We start from the raw sequence: 22,720 nt of genomic DNA, 5'->3' as shown, positions 1-22,720 counted from the left end.
ACGGCCACGCATTTTCCCTCCCGTCGCCCGATGCTCCCCATAAGGAAAAGGGAGCCCCGGTGGCGAACGCCTGTCCAGACAGGTGCCCACCGCCTCTGACCTGGCGATCTTGCAACCTCTGGTCATTCCCCGGTCGAGGCGTTAATCTTCGGCTGGCCGCCTGATCATCCGGAAAGGCGGCGCTCGGACCATGGGCCGGCATCCCCACCCCGAGGAAGGCACGCGATGGCTCTTCGGTTCACCCCCCGCGCCGCCGGCGCGCTCGCCGTCACGGCGCTGGCGCTGGCATTTCTCACGTCGGGTTGCGGTGGCGACGACAAGGACGGCGACGGCGAGGTGTTCCGGCCGCCGTCCCCGTCGCCCTCGCAGACCGCGCAGGAGGACACCGACCCGGGCGCCCGGGAGGGGATCGCGGGCGCGCGGGCCGCGCTCCAGGCCTTCCTGCGCGGCCAGGCGGCCGGCGACCAGGCGGTGTGCCGCTACGTGGCCAAGGACAGCGACTTCGTCCGGGGACCGGCGCTCCGCGGCGACTGCCCGAACGGCGTGCGCAACACGCCGCACCTCGTCCGGCCGCAGGAGCGGCAGGCCCTGCGGACCGTGACCGTGAAGGGCGGCCGGCTGTCGGGCGAGGAGGCGGTCATCCCCTTCTCCGCCCTGCACTACACGAGCGGCGCCCTGACCGAGCGCACCCTGCAGGACGAGTTCACCCTGCGCCGCAACGGGGAGATCTGGCAGATCGTGAAGTGACATCGGGCGCCGCGCGGATCAGGGCCGGTACATGGCGATCCAGTCGACCGAGAGGGTCACGTCCCGCGTCCGGCTGACCCCCTTCGCCGTCAGCCTGGCCATCTGCGGGAACCAGTCGAGCTGGATGGCCTGCCCCATCTTCCCGGGCGGCAGCGCCTCCCGCTTGGACGTGTGGAACCACCTGCGCCCGTCCACGTAGCCCGTCATGCCCTTGCTGTTCCACTCCACCGCGAAGGCGTGCCACTTCGTCAGGTCGATGCGCAGGTGGGAGTCCAGGCGCCGGGAGTCCTTCTCGGGCCCGTAGTGCAGGAAGAAGTTGGTCCCGTTGCGCAAGCCCTTGTCGCCGTAGGTCTCCATCCAGTCGATCTCCCCGCCGCCGTTGTGCGGGTCGGTGCCGCCACCGCCGCCGACCGGCCACAGCAGCAGGTTGGCGTTGTAGCAGGCGCAGCCCCGGCTCACCCGGACGCGGGCCTCCCAGCGGCCGCGCTTCTGGGCGCCCTTCATCCAGGCGACGCCCCCCGTGTCGCCGTTGCGCTTGCCGGTGATGCGCAGGACGCCGTTCCGGACGCTCACCGCCTTGGCGACGCGGCGGCCGCGGCCGCCGTTGCCCGGTCCCGTGTAGACCTCCCAGGCGCGGCGGTCGAAGGTCCGGAAGCCGTCGGAGGCGATCGGACGTCCCCAGCCGTACCGCCGCGCCGCGGTCGCGGTGGCGCGCTCCTTCCCCTTCGCGCGCTCGGAGTCCCGGGTGTCCTCGTGCGCCCGCGGGCCCGGCTTCCCGTGCGTGGTGGCGGACGTCCCGTACGCGATGGCGGGCGCGGACTTCTCCAGGGAACCGATGGCGCGGGCGGAAGCCGGGTCCGGGACCGCGCCCGGAGCTGCGGCCAGCGCGAACGAACAGCCGGCGGCCAGAGCCCCGCCGGTGACCACGGCCATTTTATTTCGGGTCGGCAAAAGCATGGCACTCCTCCGGGCGACGAATGAGACGAAGGCCCGGCCAGAAAGGCGCCGTCCTTCTTTTATTCCGTGCACCGGAACGCTATGCGGCGGCCCGCGGGCGGCCCTAGGGCCCTAGGGCCCTAGCGGCGGGGGTTGCGGGCCCCAATCACGGAGGCCCAGCTCAGCCGCCGGGAGGCATCCCGAGCCAGGTCACGATGGCCGTGGCCCGGTTCGGCGCACCGAGTTTCGCATAAATGCGGTTGATGTAGTTCTTGACGGTTTTCTCGGTGAGAAATAGCTTGGCCGCGATGTCGTGATTCGCAAGACCGCGCACGATCAGATCCATGACCTGGACCTCGCGGGCGGAAAGGCCGAACCGCGCGCGCTGCTCGGCCGGATCGGCCGCGGGCGCCGCGGGCCGGCCCGTCCGCGCGGCGTCGATGAGCGCGGCGCTGGCCGCGTGCGAGAGGGGGTGGGCCCGGTGCCGGACGGTGTCCCGGATCGCCGCGGCGAGCTCGTCCACCGTGAAGGTGTTGTGCACGAGGTAGCCGACGGCACCGTTGCGGACGGCCGACAGGATCACCTCGGGCTCCTCCACCTGGGTGAGCATGATCACTCGGCTGATCCGGCTCAGCGCGGCGGCCGCGCTCACCCCGTCGGCGCGCGGCATCCGGACGTCGAGCAGGACCACGTCGGGCACGAGCCGCCAGGCCATCTCCTCGGCCTCGCGGCCGTCGCCCGCCTCCCCCACCACCTCGATGTCGTCGGTGGCCTCCAGCGCGGAGGTGAGGCCGGCGCGGATGAAGGTGTTGTCGTCCACGACCATGACGCGGTACCGCGCGGGCTCGTCCATCACCGGCTCCCGAGCGCGGCCCGCGCGGGTTCGGACTCCGGGCCCGCCGCCGGCATCGACGCGGTGACCTCGGTGCCGCCGCCGGGGACGGAGCGCACGGCCAGCCGGCCGCCCGCCCTCCTGGCCCGCTCGTGCATGCCGACGAGGCCGTAATGGCCGCCGCGGGCGAGCGCGTCCAGCCAGCCGGGGTCGTCCGGCCGTCCGGGCATGCCCTTGCCGTCGTCGCGCACGCGCACCTCCAGGTCGCCGTCGATGACCGCCGTGACGATGTCGACGCGGGACGCGTCCGCGTGCCGCCGTACGTTCTCCAGCGCCTCACGCACGATCGTGACCATCTCGCGCCGCGCCGGCGCGGGGAGGTCCGCCCCCGCCTCCGCGTCCACCCGGACCGGGACGCCGGTGCCCGCCTCCCACTCGCCCGCCAGCTCCCGCACGGCGTCGCCCAGCGGGACGCCGGCCGAGTCGTCGCGCAGCTCGGTGATGAGCGAGCGCGCCTCGCGGGTGGCGACCTGGGCCGCGGTGGCGATGCGCCGCGCCTCCCGCTCGGCGCGGTCGGGGGACTTGCGGACCCAGCCGGGCAGGCCGTTCGCCGACAGGGCGATGCCCGACAGCGTCGCGGTCAGGGAGTCGTGCATCTCGCGGGCCAGCCGGGTGCGCTCCTCGGCGGCCATCGCCTGCGCCTCCATCCGCCAGCGCGTCTCCTCGGCGGCGGCGTGCTCGTCGAACAGGCGGCGCAGCACCGTCCCGACGAGCGCCGCGACTCCGTAGAAGACGGGCAGCAGGACGAGCAGCGGCATGATGACGCCGTCGTCGGAGGGCGCGTTGCGGTAGAGCGCCGCGTAGTACAGGACGGCCTGCTGCGCGCACAGCAGCGCGGTGACCGGCCACCGGTACAGCAGCCCGGCGAGACCGGCGGTCACCACCGTCACGAGGAAGTAGGGGCCGAAGATCCCGCCCACCTGCAGCACCGCGTAGCCGATGAGCACGTCGAAGGCCAGCAGCGCGGGCTGCTCGAACAGCCGCAGCACCACCCTCTCCCAGCCCGCCAGCACCACGCCGGAGACCACGACCGCGAGGACGAGCACGCAGAGCGCCCAGGGGTCGCCGCGCACCTGCCCGTCCACCAGCACGGTCACCCCGATGACGAGCACGCGCAGCTGCATCAGCAGGACGAACGTGGTACCGACCCTGGTCTCGACGGAACGCCGCACAGCAGACGGAACCGGTGCAGCGGAGCGCGGCATCGCAGGGGCCCTTCCAGATGACGAGCGCCGAACTCATGACGCCATGGATCTTGCCAAAGACCGCATAGCGAACATTAGTCATTCCGGACGAGGAGATCGCTACGATGCCCACGAGAACAAGCGTTCCCGTTCGCGGGAGGTCACCGGTGACGGCTCCGAGGGCGGTCCCGCAGCCGGAGGAGGCGCGCGGCCCGGCCGATCTGCTCGACCTGATGCGCCGCCTGCAGCAATGGTCCGGCCTGCCCCTTTCCGAGCTCGAGGAGCGGATGGACGCGGACGGCGTGGTCGCCCCTTCCGGAATCGACGCGCTCCTCGGCGGGAGCACGCTGCCGAGCCGGGGACTGGTGACCTCCTTCGTGACCACATGCGGCCTCGTCCCGGAGGAGCGCGAGCGGTGGCTGCGGGTCTACGACCGCCTGTGCGGCCCCGCCGCCATGGAGGGCGACAAGCGCGTCGCCGGACGGCCGGCGCTCAACCTGGGTCCCGCGACGGCCCCGGCCCCACCCCCGGCTCCAAGTCCGCCCCCTGCTCCCGAGAACGGTTCCTCCGGGCGGCACGCGGTGCAGCCATCGGGTCCACGGCACCGCAAGACGTCCTCGCACGGGCCCACCGGCCGCCGCCCCGTGTCGCTGCTGGTGGCGGCACCCGCGATCATCACGGTCGGCGTGGTCGTCTCGACCCTGACGGGGGTGTTCGGCGGCGAGGGCGAGCCGCACCGGCCGCAGGCGTCGCCGGGGACGGCCGGCAAGGCGACGCCGCCCCCGCCCGGGTGGTACACGGTCATGCCGCTGAGCGACGGCGAGCGGTCCGGCGACTGCCTGTCGGTCCTGCCGGACGACCGGCTCAAGCCGCAGCTGGCGCAGGACAAGTGCGTGGCGGAGGACTCGCTCCAGCGGATCCGGCTCGCCTCCGTCCCCGACAGCGCCGGGACGTTCCAGCTGAAGGCGTGGACGGCGAAGGGCGAGCTGTGGTGCGCGACGCTCGACACCGAGGCCGAGCGCTCCCCGCTGCACATGAGGGAGTGCGGGGACGATCCGCTGCAGCGGTTCGGGCTGACGCCGGCGGGCAAGCCGGTGAAGGGCGGGCAGCTCTACCGCATCGTCCCGCAGGCGACGCGCGACGACGGCATGTGCGTGGGCGTCGACATCCGGGAGACCGGTGGCATGGAGGCGATCCACGCCGCGTGCGGCCGGTCCGGCGTGCGCGGCTACCTCTTCACTCCCGCCGCCGAGCCGTGACCGCGCGGCGGGTCAGTCGAGGTCGCGCAGGCGCTGGCTGACGACCTGGGTGACGCCGTCGCCGCGCATGCTGACGCCGTAGAGGGCGTCGGCGCCCTCCATGGTGCGCTTCTGGTGCGTGATGACGATCAGCTGGGACGACTCGCGCAGCTCCTCGAAGACCGTGATCAGCCGCTGGGTGTTGGTGTCGTCGAGCGCGGCCTCGACCTCGTCCAGCACGTAGAACGGGGACGGGCGGGCCTTGAACACGGCGACGAGGAACGCGATGGCCACGAGGGACCGCTCGCCGCCCGACAGCAGCGACAGCCGCTTGACCTTCTTGCCGGGCGGGCGTGCCGAGACCTCGACGCCCGTGGTGAGCATGTCGCCCGGTTCGGTCAGCGAGAGGCTGCCCTCGCCGCCGGGGAACAGCCGGGCGAAGATCCGCTCGAACTCGCGGGCAGTGTCGTCGTAGGCGGTGGCGAACACCTGCTGGACGCGGTCGTCGACCTCCTTGACCAGGCCGAGCAGTTCGCGCTGGGTCTTCTTCAGGTCCTCCAGCTGGGAGGTGAGGAACGCGTGCCGCTCCTCCAGGGCGGCGAACTCCTCCAGGGCCAGCGGGTTGATCTTGCCGAGCTGGTTGAGCTGCCGCTCGGCGGTCTTGGCGCGCTTCTCCTGGACGGCCCGCTCGTACGGGGCGGGCCGCGCGTCCTCGCCCTTGTCCGGGTCGGCCGGGACGGGCTGGTCGGGCCCGTACTCCGACACCAGCGACTCGACCTCCAGGCCGAACTCCTCCAGGGCCCGCTGCTCGAACTGCTCCAGCCGCAGCCGCTGCTCGGCGCGGGCGACCTCGTTGCCGTGGACGACGTTGACCAGGCGTTCGAGGATCGAGGACAGCTCGCGGACCTGCCCGCGGACGACCTTCAGCTCGGCCTCGCGCGCAGCCTTGGCCTGCTCGGCGGCCTCGCGGCGGCGCACCGCGGCGGCGAGGGAGTGCTCGATGCGCTCCAGGGCCGCGCGGGCGCCCCGCAGGACGGCCTTGGCGACCCGGGCCTGCTCCTCCCGGCGGGCGCGGCGCTGGGCGGCGCGGGCCCGCTCCTCGCGCTCGCGGTGGGCGCCGCGTTCGAGGGCGTCGGCGCGTCCGGCGATGGCCTGGACGCGCTCCTCCGCGGTGCGGACCGCGAGCCGCGCCTCCATCTCCGCGGTGCGCAGCTCCTGGCAGCGGGCGTTCAGCTCGTCGCGCGACTCGGTGTCGTGCCCGGCCTCCTCGGCCACCTCGGCGGCCTCCTCGGCCTCGGCGAGCCGCACCGCCAGCTCCTCGGCCGCCTCGGTGTCGCGTTCGAGGGACTCCCCCGCCGCGTCCAGGGCCTTGGTCAGCCGCTCGGCCTCGCCCCGCGCGGCCCGGACGTCGGCCTCCAGGCGGGCGGCGCGCTTGGCCTCCTGCGCCGCCTGCGCGTCGTACTCCCGCAGCCGCGCGCGGACGCGGTCGAGTTCGGCCTGCGCGCGGTCGACCCCCGCCCGGGCGTCACCGGCGGCGGCTTCGGCCCCCTCGACGGCGGCCTGGGCGGCGTGCTCGCGCTCCACCGCCTCGGTGAGCCCGCCGGCCGCGGCGGCAGCGGCGGTCTCGGCCGCGGCGAGATCCTCGGTCGCCTGGTCGAGCGTCGCGCGCATCTGCAGGAGGCTCTGCCCCCCGCCCGCGGCGCCGCCCTGCGCCCAGTGCGCCCCGACGAGCTCCCCGTCCCGCGTGACGGCCCGCAAGGACGCTTCCGCGCGCACGAGCGCGACCGCGGCGGGAACGTCCTCGACCACGACCACGTCCCGCAGCAGATGCTCGAACGCGGGCCGCACGGCATCCGGGACGCCGACCGCGTCGATGGCGTAGTCGGCCCCGGCGACCCGCTCGGCCCGCGCCGGCGCCCCGCCGCCGATGACCAGCCCGGCGCGTCCGGCGTCGCGGGAGCGCAGCAGCGCAAGGGCGGCCCCGGCGGTGTCCAGGGACCCGACCGCGATGGCCTCGGCGGCGCCGCCGAGCGCGGCGGCGATGGCGGTCTCGTACCCGGGCCGGACGTTCAGCAGCGAGGCGACCGTGCCCAGCACCCCGCCGAGCGACCCGTCGGCGCCCGCCGACAGCAGCGCCTCCCCGCCGTCGGCGGCGCTGGCGAGCGTCAGGTTCAGGGCCTCGATCCGGGCCTGGAGGGCCGCGACCTGCTTCTGGGCCGTCTGGTCGGCGGTGCGGGCGGCCCCCGCGGCCGACCGGGCCTCCTTCAGCGCGCGGCGCGGGCCGTCCACGGCGGCGCGGGCCGTCTCGGCGGCGTCCTTGGCCGCGGCGAGCGCCTCCTGCGCGGTCTCGTGCTCGGCCGCGAGCGCGGGGTCCTCGACGACCTCGGCCTCGAACGCCTCGAACTCGGCCTGCGCGGCCTCGGTGCGCTGCCCGGCCTCCTCCCGCGCGTCCGCGAGCCGCCCGATCTCCGACCGTCCGGCCTGCGCCTTGCTGCGCAGCGCCTCGACCCGGCCGCGCAGCCGGGCCAGCTCCTCGCGGCGGTCGGCGGCGGCGCGGGCGGCGGACTGGAGCCGCCGATCCTCGGCGGCGAGGGCCTCCTCCGCGGCCGACCGCTCGTCCACGGCGTGGGAGAGCCCGTCCCGGGCCCCGTCCAGCGCCTCGCGGAGCATCTCCTCCTGCTCGCGGATCTCGGCGGCCTCGCGCTCCATGTCCTCGGGGTCGCGGCCGCGCCGCTCCTCCTCGCGCGCCTCGGCGGCGTTGCGGTGCCGCTCGGCGGCGAGGTCGGCGACGCCGCGCAGCCGCTCCTTCAGCGCCGACAGCTGGAACCAGGTGTCCTGGACCTGCGCGAGCCTCGGCGCCTGCTCCGCCTCCTCCGCCTCCAGGACGGCCTCGCGCTCCTGCGCCCCGCCCAGCGCCCGCTCGGTCTCGGTGCGCCGCTCCCGGATCGCGGCCTCGTCGGCGGCCTCCTGCTCCAGCCTCGTCCGCAGCGTGACCATGTCGTCGGCGAGCAGCCGCAGCCGGGCGTCCCGCAGGTCGGCCTGGATCACCGCGGCCCGGCGCGCGATCTCCGCCTGCCGGCCGAGGGGCTTCAACTGCCGCCGCAGCTCGCCGGTCAGGTCCTGCACGCGCGTGAGATTGCCCTGCATCGCGTCCAGCTTGCGGAGGGCCTTCTCCTTGCGCTTGCGGTGCTTGAGGACGCCGGCCGCCTCCTCGATCACCGCGCGCCGCCCCTCCGGCCCCGAGTGCAGGACGCGGTCGAGCTGCCCCTGCCCGATGATCACGTGCATCTCGCGGCCGATGCCCGAGTCCGACAGCAGCTCCTGGATGTCCAGCAGCCGGCACGCGTCACCGTTGATCGCGTACTCGCTGGACCCCGACCGGAACATCAGCCGGCTGATGGTGACCTCGGTGTAGTCGATCGGCAGCGCGCCGTCGGAGTTGTCGATCGTCAGCACGACCTCGGCGCGCCCCAGCGGCGCCCGGTTGGCCGTCCCGGCGAAGATGACGTCCTCCATCTTGCCGCCGCGCAGCGACTTGGCGCCCTGCTCGCCCATCACCCAGGCCAGCGCGTCCACCACATTGGACTTACCGGACCCGTTGGGCCCGACCACGGCGGTGATCCCCGGCTCGAACTTGAGCGTGGTGGACGACGCGAAGGACTTGAAGCCGCGCAGCGTCAGATTCTTCAGATACACGCGCCAGCCGTCCCCCTCCTACGACGCCCACACCTGCAACATCCGAAGCACGATACTGGGTTGATTGCTTTTTTCTCCTCCTTCGGGCCTGGCGGCCCTCCATCGTCGAAAAAAGCGGGCGATCGCTGGCATCGCTCCGGCTCGCCTGGCGGCTCGCTGCGCGATCAGGTTCTTACTTCGCTCGAACCTGCCTTCGGACGCGATCGCAACCAGGGAGGTCGTTGCGTGGTTGCTACCGCGGCTGAGGCAGTCGCAGTAGTGGGTTGCCGAGGGTGACGACGGCTCTGCTGGGCGCAACGGCGGCGAGAGAGTTGGTGCAAGCCCGCACGAGTCCACCGAGTAGCAACGGGCCGGCGAGGCGGGCGATGCCCACGAACGTCCACAATGGCGCCGCTGGAGAAGGCGAACGAGAACTCGCGAGGCGTGACCGCACAGCGGCTTCCGGCGAGGTGAAGGGTGGGCGGCGTTGCCCCGATGGCGACGTTGGAGATCGCTCAGGGGGCGCAAGGTCGGCCGCTCCTACGGGCGCTGCACTTGCGGCAACCTCAACGGCTGACTAGCGTCCGGAGGCCGGTGGGGCTCGCACATGTGAACACGCAGCGAGCCGCCTAGGCGAGCTGGTCCCACCGACCGCGACCGACTACTGTGACCGCCTCAGCCGCCACGGCAACCACCCGACAACCCTGGGGGCCGCGATCGCGTCCGAAGGCAGGTTCGAGCTTGCGAGAACCTGATCGCGCAGCGAGCCGCCAGGCGAGACGAAGCGATGCCAGCGATCACACGCTTTTCTCGACGATGGAGGGCCGCCAGGCCCGAAGGAGGAGAAAAAGCAAGAAACTACGTCAGAGCGGGTTCGCGCTCCTTCATCGGAAGCGACATCACTTCGTCGTCCGTCGCCGTCGCAAGCGCGTCGTTCTCTGCCTGGAGCCGTACGAGCTCGGCCTCCAGGTCACGTACGCGCTGCTGCAGGCGCCGCATCTCCGCGACCATCCGGGGGTCGGGACCGCCGACGTGGCCGAGTAGAGCCTTCGCCATGACTAAGGGTCCTCCACGCTGAGTAACCAGCAGGGATCGCGCACGAGAAACTGCTGAAGCAGGTGCGCGTACCTTCTAGAGTCGCACCGGCCGCTGTCCTGGTCAAGAAGCACATCACAGGCCGGTAACAACCTTCCACCCCTAGTTTAGCAGGTACGAACCGGTACTCCCTACCCGGTCAGCGTTCCCGGAACCCGTGGGCCTCTCCGCGCGGCGGGCCCCAGCGGTCGACGACGCCGGTCACAGCGCCGGGACGTCCGGGAACGCCGCCGGGGACGTCGCCGTCCAGGATCTCCAGGAGCCGGCGGCAGTCGCCGCGCGGGCCTTCGGCCACGACCTCGACCCGGCCGTCGCCGAGGTTCGTGGCGCTGCCGGCGAGGCCCAGTTCGAGCGCCCGGGACCTGACCCACCAGCGGAACCCGACGCCCTGGACGCGTCCGCGCACCCAGGCCGTGAGTCGCACGACCTCGTCGTCCTCGTTCATCGCTCCCCCCTCGGTACCGTCAGTACCGTGCCCGCCTGGGGCGCGGCTGGCACACCGGGCAGCTGTAGGACGAGCGGTTCATGAACTCGTCGCGGCGGATCGGGGAGCCGCAGCGGCGGCAGGGCTCGTCCCGCCGTCCGTAGGCGTCCAGGGACCGCTCGAAGTAGCCGCTCTCGCCGTTGACGTTCACGTAGAGGCTGTCGAAGGAGGTGCCGCCGACCTCCAGGGCGGCCGCCATGACCTCTCGTGCGGCCTCCAGGACGCGCGCGGCGTCCGCCCGGCTCATCGTCTCGGTCGGCCGCGCCCAGTGCAGCCTGGCGCGCCACAGCGCCTCGTCGGCGTAGATGTTGCCGACCCCGCTGATGAGCGACTGGTCGAGGAGCGCCCGTTTGATCCCGGTCCTGCGGCGGCGCAGGGCGCGGTAGAAGGCCTCCGCGTCGAAGGCGTCCTCCAGCGGGTCGGCGGCGATGTGCACGATCGGCCCGGGGACGAGCGCCCGCCCGTCGAAGGCGTCCGGGACGAGGTCGGCGACCATGAGGTGCCCGAACGTCCGCTGGTCGACGAAGCGCAGGTCGAGGCCGTCGTCGTCGAACTCGACGCGGACCCGCAGATGCTTCTCGCGTTCCCGGTCGGGCTCGCCGACGAGCAGCTGCCCGCTCATGCCGAGGTGCGCGAGCACCGCCTCACCGGGGGCTTCGTCCTCCTCGTCCCGGAGCGGGATCCACAGGTACTTGCCGCGGCGGCGGGGCGCCAGCATGGTGCGCTTGGCGAGCCGCCCGGCGAAGTCGGCGGGGCCCTCGGCGTGCCGGCGCACCGACCGCGGGTGCAGGACCTCGGCGGACGCGACGGTGCGGCCGGTCGTCCAGCGTTCCAGTCCGCGCCGGACGACCTCGACCTCGGGGAGCTCAGGCACCGGCCTGCGCCGCCCGCCCGGCCTCCCTGGCCGCGTCCGCGGCCTCGGCGGCCTGCTCGCCCTGCGCCATCGCCGTCTCCGGCGCCACCGCCTCGCCCGGCGCCACCTCGCCCTGGGGCGCCTCACGCCGGACGACGATCTCGCGGATGGCGTTCCAGGCGGCCTCGGCGGCGTGCTGCTCGGCCTCCTTCTTGCTGCGGCCCTCGCCGGCCCCGTAGGTCTGGCCGCCGACCCGCACGGAGGCGCGGAACGTCTTCTGGTGGTCGGGGCCGCTCTCGGCGACGTGGTACTCGGGGACGCCGAGCTCCTCGACGGCGGTGAGCTCCTGGAGCGAGGTCTTCCAGTCCAGGCCGGCGCCGAGACCCGCCGACCGCTTGATCAGCGCGTCGAAGAGCCGGTGCACCAGCGCGGACGCCTCGCCGAGGCCCCGGTCGAGGTAGACGGCCCCGATCAGCGCCTCCAGCGTGTCGGCGAGGATCGAGGACTTGTCGCGCCCCCCGGTGCCCTCCTCGCCGCGGCCGAGCCGGATGTGGGCGCCGACGCCGAGGCCGCGGGCGACGCCGGCGAGGGCGCGCATGTTGACCACGGCGGCGCGCAGCTTGGCGAGCTGTCCCTCGGGCAGGTCGGGGTGGCCGCGGAACAGGGTGTCGGTGACGACGAGGCCCAGCACCGAGTCGCCGAGGAACTCCAGGCGCTCGTTGGTGGGCAGGCCGCCGTTCTCGTAGGCGTAGGAACGGTGTGTCAGGGCGCGTTCGAGCAGCTCGTCGCCCACGTCGACGCCGAGCGCGCCGGTCAGTTCCGCGCGCTCCGGCGCGGGTTCGCTCTTCTTAGCGCTCACAGGCCCTCCTCGCAGGCCGTGCACCGCGCAACGCGCGGTCGCCTCTGCGGCGCGCGGCCGATGGGCCGGGACGGCGAGGACGCACGACGAGGAGGGTCCGCGAAGACGAGGTGCGCGCCGGTCGGTGTGATCCCGGCGTGCACCACGGCTCCGGGCGCAGTCTCCGCGCCGGCCACCACGCCGACGTCACGCGCCGGGTGGTCGGGGTGGGTCGTCCTTCCGCACCATGAGGGGCGGGCCGCATACGCGGATCCGCCCCCCAGGATGCGAGAAGACTCAGGCCGACGGGGCGATGACCTGCCGCCGGTCGTAGGTTCCGCACGTCGCGCACGCGGTGTGGGGCAGCTTGTGGTCGCGGCATGTCGGGCACTCGACCAGGTTCGGCGCGGCGGTCTTCCACTGCGCACGCCGGTGCCGCGTGTTGCTGCGCGACTTCTTCCGCTTCGGGACGGCCACGTCAGCCCTCCTGCTTTCCTTCTCGTCGGTCCGATGATTCACGGGTGCCGGAGCGCCCGTTCCCCCGGTCGGGGGCTGCCGGCTCCATGTCGCCGGCAAGGTCCCGCAGCGCCGCCCACCGGGGGTCGGCGACGTCGTGGCGATGGCCCGGCTCGACGTCAGCGAGCCGCGCACCGCATTCCGGGCACAGGCCCGGGCAGTCGTCCCGGCACAGCGGGGACAGCGGCAGCGCGAGCACCACCGCGTCCCGCAGGACCGGTTCGAGGTCGATCAGGTCGCCCTCGAGGCGGAGCTCGTCGTCGTCGGCGTTCCCGCCCGAGCGGGTGTCGTCGTAGACGAACAGCTCCTGAAAATCCGCCTCGAAGGTCGAGGCGATCGGGTCGAGGCAGCGGGAGCACTCCCCCGTGAGGGGGACCGTCGCCGTGCCCGTGACGAGCACCCCCTCCAGGACCGCTTCGAGCCGGAGATCCAGATCGATCGCGGCGCCTTCGGGGACGCCCACCATCTCGACGCCGAAATTCCCCGGTGCCGGCACGGACAGGTGCTCCTCCCGCGACGACCCGGGTTGCCTGCCCAGAGCTCGGGTGTCGAGCTTGAACGGGGCGTTGGGGTCGTTGCGTGTCAGCGGATTCCTGCTTTCGTGAGGCATGGTCGAACGGCGGCCGCCATTGATGGCCGATGTCCCAGGGTACCGAACACCGGCCGCTGACCCAACTCGCGGCCCGCCCACCAGGAGCGGGCCCGTCAGCCGCCCTTCTGGAGCCGCTGCACCAGCCGGTCGTGGACGCTGTCGGGGACGAGGCCGGAGACGTCCCCGCCGAACCTCACGACCTCCTTCATCAGGCTGGACGACAGGAACGCGTACTCGGGGTTGGTCGCCATGAACAGCGTCTCCACGCCGGCGATCCGGTGGTTCATCTGGGCCATCTGCAGCTCGTACTCGTAGTCGCTGACGGCCCGCAGGCCCCGGACGATCACCGGGATGTCCTGCTCCTTGCAGTAGTCGACGGTGAGCCCGTAGAAGGTGTCGACCGTGACGTTGCCGTACTCCCGGGTGACCTCGGAGATCATGTCGGCGCGCTCGTCCACGGTGAACAGGCTCTTCTTGCTCTTGTTGATCAGCACGGCGACGACCACCTCGTCGTAGAGGCGGGAGGCGCGGCTGATGATGTCGAGATGCCCGTTGGTGACGGGGTCGAACGATCCCGGACAGACGACACGGCGCACGGCGCGAACCCCTTCGGTCCCGGTTTCTGACCTGCGGCGTGAACGTACCAAATCGCATTCGGCCGGGTTTCCACCGGGCTCGCCGGGGCCGTCCTCAGCCGTCCAGCGCGTCGACGATCCTGGCGGCGACGGGGCCGGACTCGATGCCGTACCCGGACGCCTCGGTCATCACCGCGACCGCGTACCGGGGATCGCTGCGCGGGCCGAACCCGATGAACCAGCGGTCGTTGTAGGAGGCGCCCTCGACGTCGGCGGTCCCGGTCTTGCCGCCGAGGATGGACGTCCCCCGCAGGGACTTGCCGGTGCCCCGCTCGACCACGGCCTCCATCATGTCCCGCATCTGCTTCGCCTGGTCCCCCGTCAGCGCGCGGGACATCCGCCGCGACGAGATCTTGTCGACCGTCGAGCCGTCCGGAGCGCGCAGCCTGTCGACCAGCCGGGGCCTCATGACCTCCCCGTCGTTGAGGACCGCGGCGGCGACCATGGCCATCTGCAGCGGCGAGGCGACCGTGCTGCCCTGCCCGATGGAGCCGAGCGCGCTGAGTGACGGCTGGTCGGTCGCCGGGAAGGAGCTGGGGGCGCTCTTCAGGCCGTCCGCGAACTCGATCCGGTCGCCGAACCCGAACCTGCCCGCCTGCGCGTTGACGGCGTCGTTGCCCGGTTTCTGGGCGCCCATGTAGGCGAACGTGGTGTTGCAGGACTGCGCGTACGCCTCGATGAGGGGGATCTGGGGGAGGTCGCACGAGCCGCCGATGTCGCCCGCGTCGTTGTTGATCGCCTGCCCCGCGCCCGGCGGCTTGTAGCTGCGTCCGGCCTTGACGCGCGCGTCCTCGCCCGTTCCGGATCTGAGCGCCGCCGCGGCGACCACGGTCTTGAACGTGGAGCCGGGCGGGAACAGCTCGTAGGCGGCCTTGTTGAGCAGCGGCTTGCGCGGCTGGTCGCCGAGCCGGTCGAACGCCTCCGTGGCCTTCTCCCTGTCGAGCGTCGACACCTCGTTGGGGTCGTAGGACGGCGTGGAGGCCATCACCAGGATCGCGCCGGTGCGCGCGTCGAGGACGACCGCCGCCCCCCGGCCCGCGCCGCTCGACCGAAGCGCCTCGTAGGCGGCGCGCTGCGCGTCGGGGTCGACGGTCGACACCACCGTGCCGCCGGGGACGTGCTTGCCGATCAGTTTGTCGACGAGGCCGGAGGTGGCGAGACGGTCGTCGGTCCCGTCCATGAAGTGGTTCTCGGCCTCTTCCAGGCCGGTCTGGGAGAACACCGAGAAGTAGCCGGTGACCGGCGCGAAGGCGGCGCCGTCCTTGTAGCGGCGCTGGTAGAGGTCGTCGCCGACCTGCTCGGACCAGGCGAGCCGCTCCCCGCCCGCGACGATGGGCCCCCGATCGATCTTGAAACGGTCCTCGAACTGGCGGGCGTTGAGCGGATCGTCCCGCAGCCCCTGCGCCTGGAAGCCCTGCACGTAGGTGACGTTCACCAGGAGCGCCAGGATCAGGAGCAGGGTGATCACCCAGATGCGTGCCACCGCGCGGTCGATCCCGGGCTCCATGCGGATGGCTCTACCCGAACCGCCGTGATGTCAACGGCCGGCGGCGCGGCCGTACCAGAACACCGCCTCGCCGTAGCGTCGCTCCCGCTCGGCCTCGTAGCCGTCGGGCCACTCCAGCGCCGGGCCGCGGGCGGCGCGTTCCACGACGACCAGCGCGTCCGGGGACGCCCACCCGTTGTCGCGCAGATCCTCCAGCAGCGCGGTGACGGACGCGTCCGCCAGCGCGTACGGCGGGTCGGCGAAGATCAGGTCGTAGGGCTCGTCCGGCGCCTTGCGAACCAGCCGCTCCACCTTGTCCGCGCAGGGGACGGCGCCGGGCAGCCCGAGCGTCCCGGCGTTCTGCCGGATCACCTTCATCGCGCGCGGGTGCGACTCGACCAGCAGCGCGTGGGCGGCGCCCCGCGACAGTGCTTCGAGACCGACGGCGCCCGAGCCCGCGTACAGGTCGGCGACGCGCAGCCCGTCCAGCGGACCGAGCAGCGCCAGAACCGTGGAGAAAAGCCCCTCCCGCGCACGATCGCTGGTCGGCCTGGTATCCCGCCCCGAGGGAACAGCCAGCCGCCGCCCTCCCGCAACCCCCGCAATGACCCTGCTCACTGTTTTAGTATTGCGCTTCTCTCCTCCTTCGGGCCCGGAGGGCCCTGCTGTGCCTATTGCAGTGCTCTCCTCCTTCGGGCCCGGAGGGCCCTCCATCGTCGGGCACCGCGGCGATCGCTGGCATCGCTTCGACTCGCCTGGAGGCTCGCTGCGCGATCAGGTTCTCGCAAGCTCGAACCTGCCTTCGGACGCGATCGCGACCATTGAGGTCGTCGCGGGGTTGCGCAGCGGGCGGGGGTCTGCGCGGAGGGATTCGATCGATGTCGAGGGTATGAGCACGGCAAAGCGGGCCGCCAGCGCCGTGCCACGCTGACGACCCGCCTGTGGCCGGTACCAGCTCCGGACCGATGGGACCGGCCACGTCTTCTCTCGCGTTCGGCTCGAACGACCGCGAGAACCTCACCGCCCAGCAAGCCGCCAGGCAAGCCGGACAAAACCACAGAAACCTACTACCGCACCACTTCAGCCACCGCACCTACCTCAGCCACCACAGAACCCCGCAACAAGCTGGGGGCCGGCGATCGCGTCCGAAGGCAGATTCGAGCGAAGCAAGAATCTGATCGCGCAGCGAGCCGCCAGGCGAGCCGGAGCGATGCCAGCGATCGCCCGCTTTATCGACGATGGAGGGCCGCCAAGGCCCGAGGAGGAGAAAAAGCAATTAAGCAAGACTCCAGCGGGCTTGGGTTCGGACTCCGGGGTCGGGGTCGGCGAGGGTTTCGGTCAGGGCGGTCACTACCTCCGGGATGTCGGTGGCCCACTGTTCGAGGGCCTGGACGGCGGCCCGGCGGACGTCGACCGTGCGGTCGTGCAGGGCCTTGATCAGCGGTTGGACGGCGACCTCGGGGCGGGCCTTGGCCAGGGCGCGGACGGCGTGGCCGCGGACCTGCCAGTTGGCGTGGGCGATCGAGGTGACGACGCGTCCTTCGAGGGGTTCGGGGATGCCGAGTTCGGCGGCTGCGGTGAGGGCGGCGATGCGGACGACCGGGTCGTGGTCGGCGAGGAGGTGTTCGAGCGCGGGCAGGCCGGACGGGCGGGCGAGGCGGCCGAGGCCGTCGGCGACGGCGACGCGGACCTCGCGGGACGGGTCGTCGGCGGCCTCGGCGACGCGGGCGGCCTCGCGCAGCGCCACCAGGCCGATGACGGCCTGGATGCGGACCTGCGGTTCGTCGTCCTCGAAGCCCTGGGCGTACAGCTCGCCGGCGCCCTTGGCGAGGATGCCGATCAGGTCGGCGGCGGTGTCGCGGACGGCAGTGTCGCGGCCTCCGGCCGCGGCGAGGAGCAGGGCGTCGACGCCGTCGTCGCCGAAGTAGAGCTCGGGCAGGTCGCGCAGCGCGTCGGCGGCGACGCGGCGGACGTCCTCGTGGTCGTCGGCGAGCGCCCAGGCGAAGGTGTCGCCGGTGCCGCGCGGCGCCTCTCCCGTTCGGGCGGCCCGGACGAGCGCCGTGAGGGCGTCGACGCGTGTCACGGGGTCGGGGTCGCGGAGGAACTCCTCCGCCTGGTCGAGCCGGATGGTGCGAGTCATGGGACGTGGCCTCCTGGTCGGCCGTCGGATCCGGAGGCGGGCACGGGCCCGCCGCTGGGGGCTCGGGATCAGCGACGGGAACACAGCGCGCTCGCCTGGCGCCGGAGGTCGACGTGCAGGCGGGCGATCAGCGCACGACTCGGGTTCACGCGTTCATCGTGTCCCGCGCGAGGCATATTGTCAACCAAATAGGTCGGCAATATCTGTTATGTCTTCTCCAGGAAGTCCGCGCGCTCCTCGTCCAGCAGGGACGTCAGGACGGTCGCCAGGCCGGGATGGTCCGACAGGTCGGGATCGGCCTCGACGAGCGCGGTGGCCTCCTCGCGGGCGTCGCGGATCACGTCCTCGTCCCGCTGGAGCGTGAGCAGCCGCAGGCTGGACGAGCGCCCGGCCTGCGCGGCGCCGAGCACGTCGCCCTCGCGGCGCTGCTCCAGGTCGAGCCGGGACAGCTTGAACCCGTCGGTGGTGGAGGCGACCGCGTCCAGCCGCTCGCGGGCCTTGCCGCCCGCCGCCGCGTCGGTGACGAGCAGGCAGAGGCCGTGCAGGGAGCCGCGCCCGACGCGCCCGCGCAGCTGGTGGAGCTGGGAGACGCCGAACCGGTCCGCGTCCATGATCACCATGACGGTGGCGTTGGGCACGTCCACGCCGACCTCGATGACCGTGGTGGCGAGCAGGACGTCCAGCTCCCGCGCGGTGAAGCGGCGCATCACCGCGTCCTTCTCGTCCGGGTGGAGCTTGCCGTGCAGGACGCCGATGCGCAGCCCGTCGAGCAGCTCCTCCAGCTTCGGCAGCACCTCCATGATCCCGAGCGGGGACCGGCGGTCGCCGTCCTCGGCCGCGACGGCGTCCCCCTCGTCGCCCTCCTGCTCACCGATGCGCGGGCAGACGATGTAGACCTGCCGGCCGTTGGCCGCCTCCTCCTTGATCCGCTCCCAGGTGCGAGCGAGGAACGCGGGCTTCTCGGGCGGCACGACGTGCGTCTGGATCTGCGACCGTCCCGCCGGGAGCTGCCCGAGCACCGAGGTCTCCAGGTCGCCGAAGACGGTCATCGCCACCGTGCGCGGGATCGGCGTCGCCGTCATGACCAGCACGTGCGGGCGGCCGCCGTCGACCTTCTCGCGCAGGGCGTCCCGCTGCTCGACGCCGAACCGGTGCTGCTCGTCCACCACGACGAGCCCGAGGTCGGCGAACTGGACGGTCTCCTGCAGCAGCGCGTGGGTGCCGACGACGATCCCGGCCGCGCCGGACGCCGCCTCCAGCAGCGCCTCCTTGCGCGCCTTCGCCCCCTGCGACCCGGTCAGCAGCGCCACCCGGGTGGCGTGCTCGGCGCCGCCGATCCGCCCCGCCTGCGCCAGGTCGCCGAGCATCCCGGTGATCGACCGGTAGTGCTGCTGCGCCAGCACCTCGGTCGGCGCCAGCAGCGCCGCCTGCCCTCCCCCGTCCACCACCTGCAACATCGCCCGCAGCGCGACCACCGTCTTCCCGGCGCCGACGTCGCCCTGGAGGAGGCGGTGCATGGGGTGGTGTTCGGCCAGGTCGGCGGCTATCTCGTCGCCTACCTGGCGCTGGCCCTCGGTGAGTTCGAAGGGCAGGCGCGCGTCGAACTCGGACTGGAGGCCCCCGAAGGACGGGGGGCGGGGTTTGGCGGGCAGCGACGCGGCGGCGACGCGGCGCTGGGCGAGGGCCACCTGGACGACGAAGGCCTCGTCCCATTTGAGGCGGGCCTTGGCGCGGCCCAGTTCGTCCCAGGTGCGGGGGCGGTGGATGCCCTCGTACGCCTCGCGCAGGCCGATCAGGTGGCGACGGCGCAGGAGCGCGTCGGGCATGGGGTCGTCCGGCAGGTCGAGCTGGTCCAGGACGGTCTCGACGGACGTGCTGATCGCCTCGATGGGCAGCGACTTGGTGGACGGGTAGATCGGGATGATCTCGTCCGCCCACTCCTGCGCGGCCTCCTCGGCGCCCTTCTCGTGGACGACCTTGTACTGCGGGTGGGCCAGCTGCCGGACGGTCCTGCCGCTGCGGGGCACGTAGGTGCTGATCTTCCCGGCGAACAGGCCGCGGGTGCCCGGCGACAGCTCCTTCTCGGGCCGGTAGGAGCCCTTGCGGCCGAAGAAGCTGAGCTTGAGCTCGCCGGTCCCGTCGGTGACGGTGATCTCCAGGACGTACCCGGGGCTGCGGGTGAGGGAGCGGCCCTGCACCTTCACGACCTCGGCCATGACGGTCACGTGCTCGCCGTCCTGGAGGCCGCTGAGCTGCGTCAGCTCGCCGCGGTGGGCGTAGCGGCGCGGGTAGTGGTGCAACAGGTCGCCGACCGTGTGCAGGTCGAGGCCCTTCTTCAGGGCGTTGGCCGTCTTGTCGCCGAGGACCTTGCGCAACGGTTCGTCGAGAGTTGCCACGGGTCTTTTCTAGCCGATGGGGGCGACGGGAATCACTCGACGCCGATGAGCAGGGGGTAGCGTTCCTGGTCGCCGTCGTAGACGCCGACGTCCGCGTCGGGGCGCCGCCGGCGCAGATGCTCCTCCAGGCCGGCGGCGAGACCGGGCGGGGCGTGCCGTCCGGGGATCAGCGTGACCAGCTCCCCGCCGCCCGACAGCATCCGGTCCAGGACGTCGCGGGCCACCGCGGCGAGATCTCCGCCGATCGTCGCCACGTCGCCCTCGATCAGGCCGAGGACGTCGCCCGGCTGGCAGAGGCCGGCGCTCGTCACCGCCTCCTGCGCGGCGACCTCCAGGTGGCCGAAGCGGGTGGCGCCCGCGGCGCGGGTCATCTCGATCACGTCCTCGGCGAAGCGGCGCAGCGGGTCGTGCACCGCGAGCGCCGCCATCCCCTGGACGGACGCCTTCGTCGGGACCACCGCGATGCGCGCCCCGCCGTCCCGCGCGCGCTCCGCGGCGGCCTCGGCGAGGGCGAGGACCTCCGGTTCGTTCGGCAGCACGGCCACCTCGTCGCCGGCGGCGAGGATGGCCTCGGCGAGCACCGCGAGCGGCGGGACGGCGCCGGGCTCGCGCCGCACGACCCGGGCCCCGCTCTCCTCGAACAGCGCGGCCAGCCCGTCGGCGGCGGTGACGGCGATCACCGCACGGCCGGTGTGCGGCGCGTGCGGTCCGCCTTCGGCGGCGTGCAGGTAGGTGACGCGGATCCGGTGCGGGCGTCCCGCCGCCATGCCCGCCTCGATGGCGGTCCCGGCGTCGTCGACGTGGACGTGCACGTTCCACAGCCCGTCGCCGCCGACCACGACGAGGGAGTCGCCGATGCCGTCGAGCCGTTCCCGCAGGGTGTGGACGGCGTCGTCGGGCGCGTCCAGCAGGTACATCACCTCGTAGCCGAAGCCCTGCGGCGCCGGGGCCCGGCCCGCGGGCGCGGGCGTCCCGGCGGTGCGGGGCGGGACCTCGTACCGCTCGGGGTACTCGTCGGTGATCACGGCGACCAGGGCGTCGAGCACCACGCAGAGCCCGGCCGCGCCGGCGTCCACGACGCCGCTGCGGGCCAGCACGTCCAGCTGGCCGGGGGTGCGGCGCAGCGCCTGCCGGGCGCCCGCGGCGGCGGCCCGCGCGGCCTCGGGGAGCCCGGTTCCGGGGGCCGCCGCGCAGGCCGCGGCGGCCTCGGCGAGGACGCTCAGGATCGTGCCCTCGACGGGATGCTCGACGGCGCCGCGGGCCAGGACGGACGCGTGGTCGAGGGCGGCCGCGAAGACCGCGCCGTCCGGCGGCGCCTCCAGCGTGCCGAGGACGTCGGCGAGCCCCCGGAACACCTGGCTGAGGATCACGCCGGAGTTGCCGCGGGCGCCGAGCAGCGCCCCCTGCGCGAGGGTCCGCCACGGGTCCGCGCCGCCCGGCGGCCCGTCGAGGGCGTCGGCGGCCGCGAGGACGGTCAGGTGCAGGTTGGTGCCGGTGTCGCCGTCCGGGACGGGGAACACGTTGAGCGCGTCGATCTCGGCCCTCGTCCGTCCGAGGGCCTCCGCCGCGAGCCTGCACCACCGCCGCACCGCCGCGCCGTCGAGGACCGCCGCCTCATCGAGGGCCACCGTGCTCCCTTCCGCGCCGCCGGGTCGCGGCGCCGCCGATTCGCTAACCCGACGCGCTGTCGGCTAGTCTGGTCCACGCGCCACGTTCGTGGCGCTCATCAGTGAGCGCCCATGATGCCCGGCCCGCCCGAGGCGGCAGCCGGGTGGCGCTCCGATCAGAGCATCGACACCACTTGGAGTTTCCCGTGGCTTCCGTCTGCGACGTCTGCGGCAAGGGACCCGGTTTCGGCATGCGCGTCTCCCACTCGCACCGCCGCACCCCGCGCCGCTGGAACCCCAACATCCAGCGCGTGCGCGCCGTCGTGAACGGCAGCACCAAGCGGATCAACGCCTGCACGTCCTGCATCAAGGCGGGCAAGGTCGTCAAGCCGACGGTCTGAGCCTTCCCGGGCCGTCCCGGCGAGACGGTCCTCTTCACGGCTTCGGTCGGCTCATCGGGATTCCCGGTGAGCCGACTTTCGCATTCTCGGGCAGTGCGCCACAGTGCCCCCGCCACAGTGCCCCCGCCGTAGTGTCGCCGTGGTTCCGCCGCCGCTCAGTCGCGGTGCCGCCAGGCGTGGTCGACCGGGCCGATGCCGGCGCCGAGCGGGAAGCCCGCCGCAATCGCGCCCGTCACGTACTCCTTCGCCTTGGCCACCGCCGCCGGGACGTCGTCGCCGAGCGCCAGGTACGAGGCGATCGCGGACGCGAGCGTGCAGCCGGTCCCGTGGGTGTGCCGGTTGTCGTGCCGGGGCGCGGTGAAGCGGTGCTCGCGCTCCCCGTCGAACAGCAGGTCGGCCGGCTCGCCCGGCAGGTGCCCGCCCTTGATCAGTACCCAGGCGGGGCCGAGCGCCTTGACCGCCTCGGCGGCCTCGCGCAGCCCGGACTCGTCCACGACCTTGACGCCGGTGAGCTGCTCCACCTCGTACAGGTTGGGCGTGACGACGGTCGCGGCCGGCAGCAGCGCCGAGCGGACGGCGTCCACGGCCTCGGGGGCGAGCAGCGAGTCGCCGTGCTTGGAGACGCCGACCGGGTCGACGACGGCGGGGGCCTCGGACGCGGCGAGCGCCTCGGCGACGATCTCGACCAGGGCGGTGGACGCGAGCATGCCGGTCTTGATCGCGTGGACGCCGATGTCGGACAGCACCGAGTCGAGCTGGGCGCGCACGGCCTCGGGGGGCAGCTCCCAGTAGCCCTGGACACCGACGGAGTTCTGCGCGGTGACGGCGGCGATGACGCTCATCCCGTGGACGCCGAGCGCGAGCATGGTCTTCAGGTCCGCCTGGATGCCGGCGCCGCCGCCGGAGTCCGAGCCCGCGATGGTGAGCACGAGGGGCGGGGCGGTGGCAGTGCGCGTCATACTGCCCACTTTATGGTGATCTGCGGGAAGCGGCGATCCACCGGAA

At 73.1% G+C, this 22,720-nt stretch carries 21 protein-coding genes; 3 read left to right on the top strand and 18 right to left on the bottom strand.

The window, feature by feature from the left end:
• Positions 1 to 225: 225 nt before the first annotated feature.
• Positions 226 to 747 carry a hypothetical protein gene (locus BJ999_RS11945; protein WP_179833361.1) on the top strand — a complete coding sequence of 174 codons (522 nt, stop codon included), beginning with the start codon at positions 226 to 228 and terminating at the stop codon, positions 745 to 747.
• 18 nt (positions 748 to 765) lie between these two features.
• On the opposite strand, the gene BJ999_RS11940 is transcribed toward BJ999_RS11945, so the two are convergent.
• From BJ999_RS11940 to BJ999_RS43495, 3 genes are all read right to left on the bottom strand, one after another.
• A complete protein-coding gene (locus tag BJ999_RS11940) occupies positions 766 to 1,704 on the bottom strand; it encodes a glycoside hydrolase family 16 protein (RefSeq protein WP_179833360.1) in 939 nt (312 codons plus the stop codon).
• A 160-nt stretch (positions 1,705 to 1,864) separates the two neighbouring features.
• On the bottom strand, positions 1,865 to 2,536 hold the full coding sequence (locus tag BJ999_RS11935) for a response regulator transcription factor (RefSeq protein ID WP_179833359.1): 672 nt from the start codon (positions 2,534 to 2,536) through the stop codon (positions 1,865 to 1,867).
• Entirely contained in the window at positions 2,536 to 3,747 is a 1,212-nt protein-coding gene (locus BJ999_RS43495) for a sensor histidine kinase (RefSeq protein ID WP_179833358.1), read from the bottom strand. The genes BJ999_RS11935 and BJ999_RS43495 overlap by 1 nt, the downstream gene beginning before the upstream one ends.
• Before the next feature lie 179 nt (positions 3,748 to 3,926).
• On the opposite strand from BJ999_RS43495, the gene BJ999_RS11925 reads away from it, so the two are divergent.
• Positions 3,927 to 5,018: a hypothetical protein gene (locus BJ999_RS11925; RefSeq protein ID WP_179833357.1), complete on the top strand. Its 1,092-nt coding sequence runs from the start codon at positions 3,927 to 3,929 to the stop codon at positions 5,016 to 5,018.
• Positions 5,019 to 5,030: 12 nt separating this feature from the next.
• Here BJ999_RS11925 and smc read toward each other — a convergent pair whose 3' ends face one another.
• The 14 genes from smc to BJ999_RS11860 form a co-directional block, all read right to left on the bottom strand.
• The gene (gene smc / locus BJ999_RS11920; RefSeq protein WP_179833356.1) at positions 5,031 to 8,693 is read right to left on the bottom strand and encodes a chromosome segregation protein SMC; all 3,663 of its coding nucleotides are present in this window, start codon (positions 8,691 to 8,693) and stop codon (positions 5,031 to 5,033) included.
• Between the two features lie 837 nt (positions 8,694 to 9,530).
• Positions 9,531 to 9,728 carry a hypothetical protein gene (locus BJ999_RS11915; RefSeq protein ID WP_089312889.1) on the bottom strand — a complete coding sequence of 66 codons (198 nt, stop codon included), beginning with the start codon at positions 9,726 to 9,728 and terminating at the stop codon, positions 9,531 to 9,533.
• A gap of 178 nt (positions 9,729 to 9,906) precedes the next feature.
• Positions 9,907 to 10,212 carry an acylphosphatase gene (locus BJ999_RS11910; protein ID WP_179833355.1) on the bottom strand — a complete coding sequence of 102 codons (306 nt, stop codon included), beginning with the start codon at positions 10,210 to 10,212 and terminating at the stop codon, positions 9,907 to 9,909.
• A gap of 19 nt (positions 10,213 to 10,231) precedes the next feature.
• Positions 10,232 to 11,125: a bifunctional DNA-formamidopyrimidine glycosylase/DNA-(apurinic or apyrimidinic site) lyase gene (gene mutM / locus BJ999_RS11905; protein ID WP_179833354.1), complete on the bottom strand. Its 894-nt coding sequence runs from the start codon at positions 11,123 to 11,125 to the stop codon at positions 10,232 to 10,234.
• A complete protein-coding gene (gene rnc / locus BJ999_RS11900; protein ID WP_218935722.1) occupies positions 11,118 to 11,921 on the bottom strand; it encodes a ribonuclease III in 804 nt (267 codons plus the stop codon). The genes mutM and rnc overlap by 8 nt, the downstream gene beginning before the upstream one ends.
• Positions 11,922 to 12,239: 318 nt before the next feature.
• Positions 12,240 to 12,419 carry a 50S ribosomal protein L32 gene (gene rpmF, locus BJ999_RS11895; RefSeq protein ID WP_149257815.1) on the bottom strand — a complete coding sequence of 60 codons (180 nt, stop codon included), beginning with the start codon at positions 12,417 to 12,419 and terminating at the stop codon, positions 12,240 to 12,242.
• A gap of 1 nt (position 12,420) precedes the next feature.
• Positions 12,421 to 13,068, bottom strand: a complete 648-nt coding sequence (locus BJ999_RS11890) for a YceD family protein (protein ID WP_179833352.1) — start codon at positions 13,066 to 13,068, stop codon at positions 12,421 to 12,423.
• A gap of 95 nt (positions 13,069 to 13,163) precedes the next feature.
• The gene (gene coaD, locus BJ999_RS11885; RefSeq protein WP_089312894.1) at positions 13,164 to 13,646 is read right to left on the bottom strand and encodes a pantetheine-phosphate adenylyltransferase; all 483 of its coding nucleotides are present in this window, start codon (positions 13,644 to 13,646) and stop codon (positions 13,164 to 13,166) included.
• Positions 13,647 to 13,740: 94 nt separating this feature from the next.
• Positions 13,741 to 15,192 carry a penicillin-binding transpeptidase domain-containing protein gene (locus tag BJ999_RS11880; RefSeq protein ID WP_179833351.1) on the bottom strand — a complete coding sequence of 484 codons (1,452 nt, stop codon included), beginning with the start codon at positions 15,190 to 15,192 and terminating at the stop codon, positions 13,741 to 13,743.
• 30 nt (positions 15,193 to 15,222) lie between these two features.
• Entirely contained in the window at positions 15,223 to 15,789 is a 567-nt protein-coding gene (gene rsmD, locus BJ999_RS11875) for a 16S rRNA (guanine(966)-N(2))-methyltransferase RsmD (protein ID WP_179833350.1), read from the bottom strand.
• 658 nt (positions 15,790 to 16,447) lie between these two features.
• Complete coding sequence (locus tag BJ999_RS11870) at positions 16,448 to 17,311, bottom strand: HEAT repeat domain-containing protein (protein WP_179833349.1); 864 nt, start codon at positions 17,309 to 17,311, stop codon at positions 16,448 to 16,450.
• A gap of 68 nt (positions 17,312 to 17,379) precedes the next feature.
• Positions 17,380 to 17,487 (bottom strand): putative leader peptide, encoded by a 108-nt coding sequence (locus BJ999_RS43980; RefSeq protein ID WP_373292636.1) that lies wholly within the window; start codon positions 17,485 to 17,487, stop codon positions 17,380 to 17,382.
• A 30-nt stretch (positions 17,488 to 17,517) separates the two neighbouring features.
• Positions 17,518 to 19,707 carry an ATP-dependent DNA helicase RecG gene (gene recG / locus BJ999_RS11865; protein ID WP_179833348.1) on the bottom strand — a complete coding sequence of 730 codons (2,190 nt, stop codon included), beginning with the start codon at positions 19,705 to 19,707 and terminating at the stop codon, positions 17,518 to 17,520.
• 32 nt (positions 19,708 to 19,739) lie between these two features.
• Positions 19,740 to 21,335, bottom strand: a complete 1,596-nt coding sequence (locus BJ999_RS11860) for a DAK2 domain-containing protein (protein ID WP_179833347.1) — start codon at positions 21,333 to 21,335, stop codon at positions 19,740 to 19,742.
• Positions 21,336 to 21,520: 185 nt separating this feature from the next.
• Here BJ999_RS11860 and rpmB point away from each other — a divergent pair, with 185 nt between their 5' ends.
• On the top strand, positions 21,521 to 21,715 hold the full coding sequence (gene rpmB, locus BJ999_RS11855; protein ID WP_030164391.1) for a 50S ribosomal protein L28: 195 nt from the start codon (positions 21,521 to 21,523) through the stop codon (positions 21,713 to 21,715).
• Positions 21,716 to 21,870: 155 nt separating this feature from the next.
• On the opposite strand, the gene thiD is transcribed toward rpmB, so the two are convergent.
• Positions 21,871 to 22,674, bottom strand: a complete 804-nt coding sequence (thiD, locus tag BJ999_RS11850; protein WP_179833346.1) for a bifunctional hydroxymethylpyrimidine kinase/phosphomethylpyrimidine kinase — start codon at positions 22,672 to 22,674, stop codon at positions 21,871 to 21,873.
• Positions 22,675 to 22,720 lie beyond the last annotated feature (46 nt).

Origin of the sequence: Actinomadura citrea (genome assembly GCF_013409045.1) — a bacterium.
Classification (GTDB): domain Bacteria; phylum Actinomycetota; class Actinomycetes; order Streptosporangiales; family Streptosporangiaceae; genus Spirillospora; species Spirillospora citrea.
The sequence above is the reverse complement of the archived record's forward strand: the minus strand, read 5'-3'. Positions and strand labels throughout refer to the sequence as shown.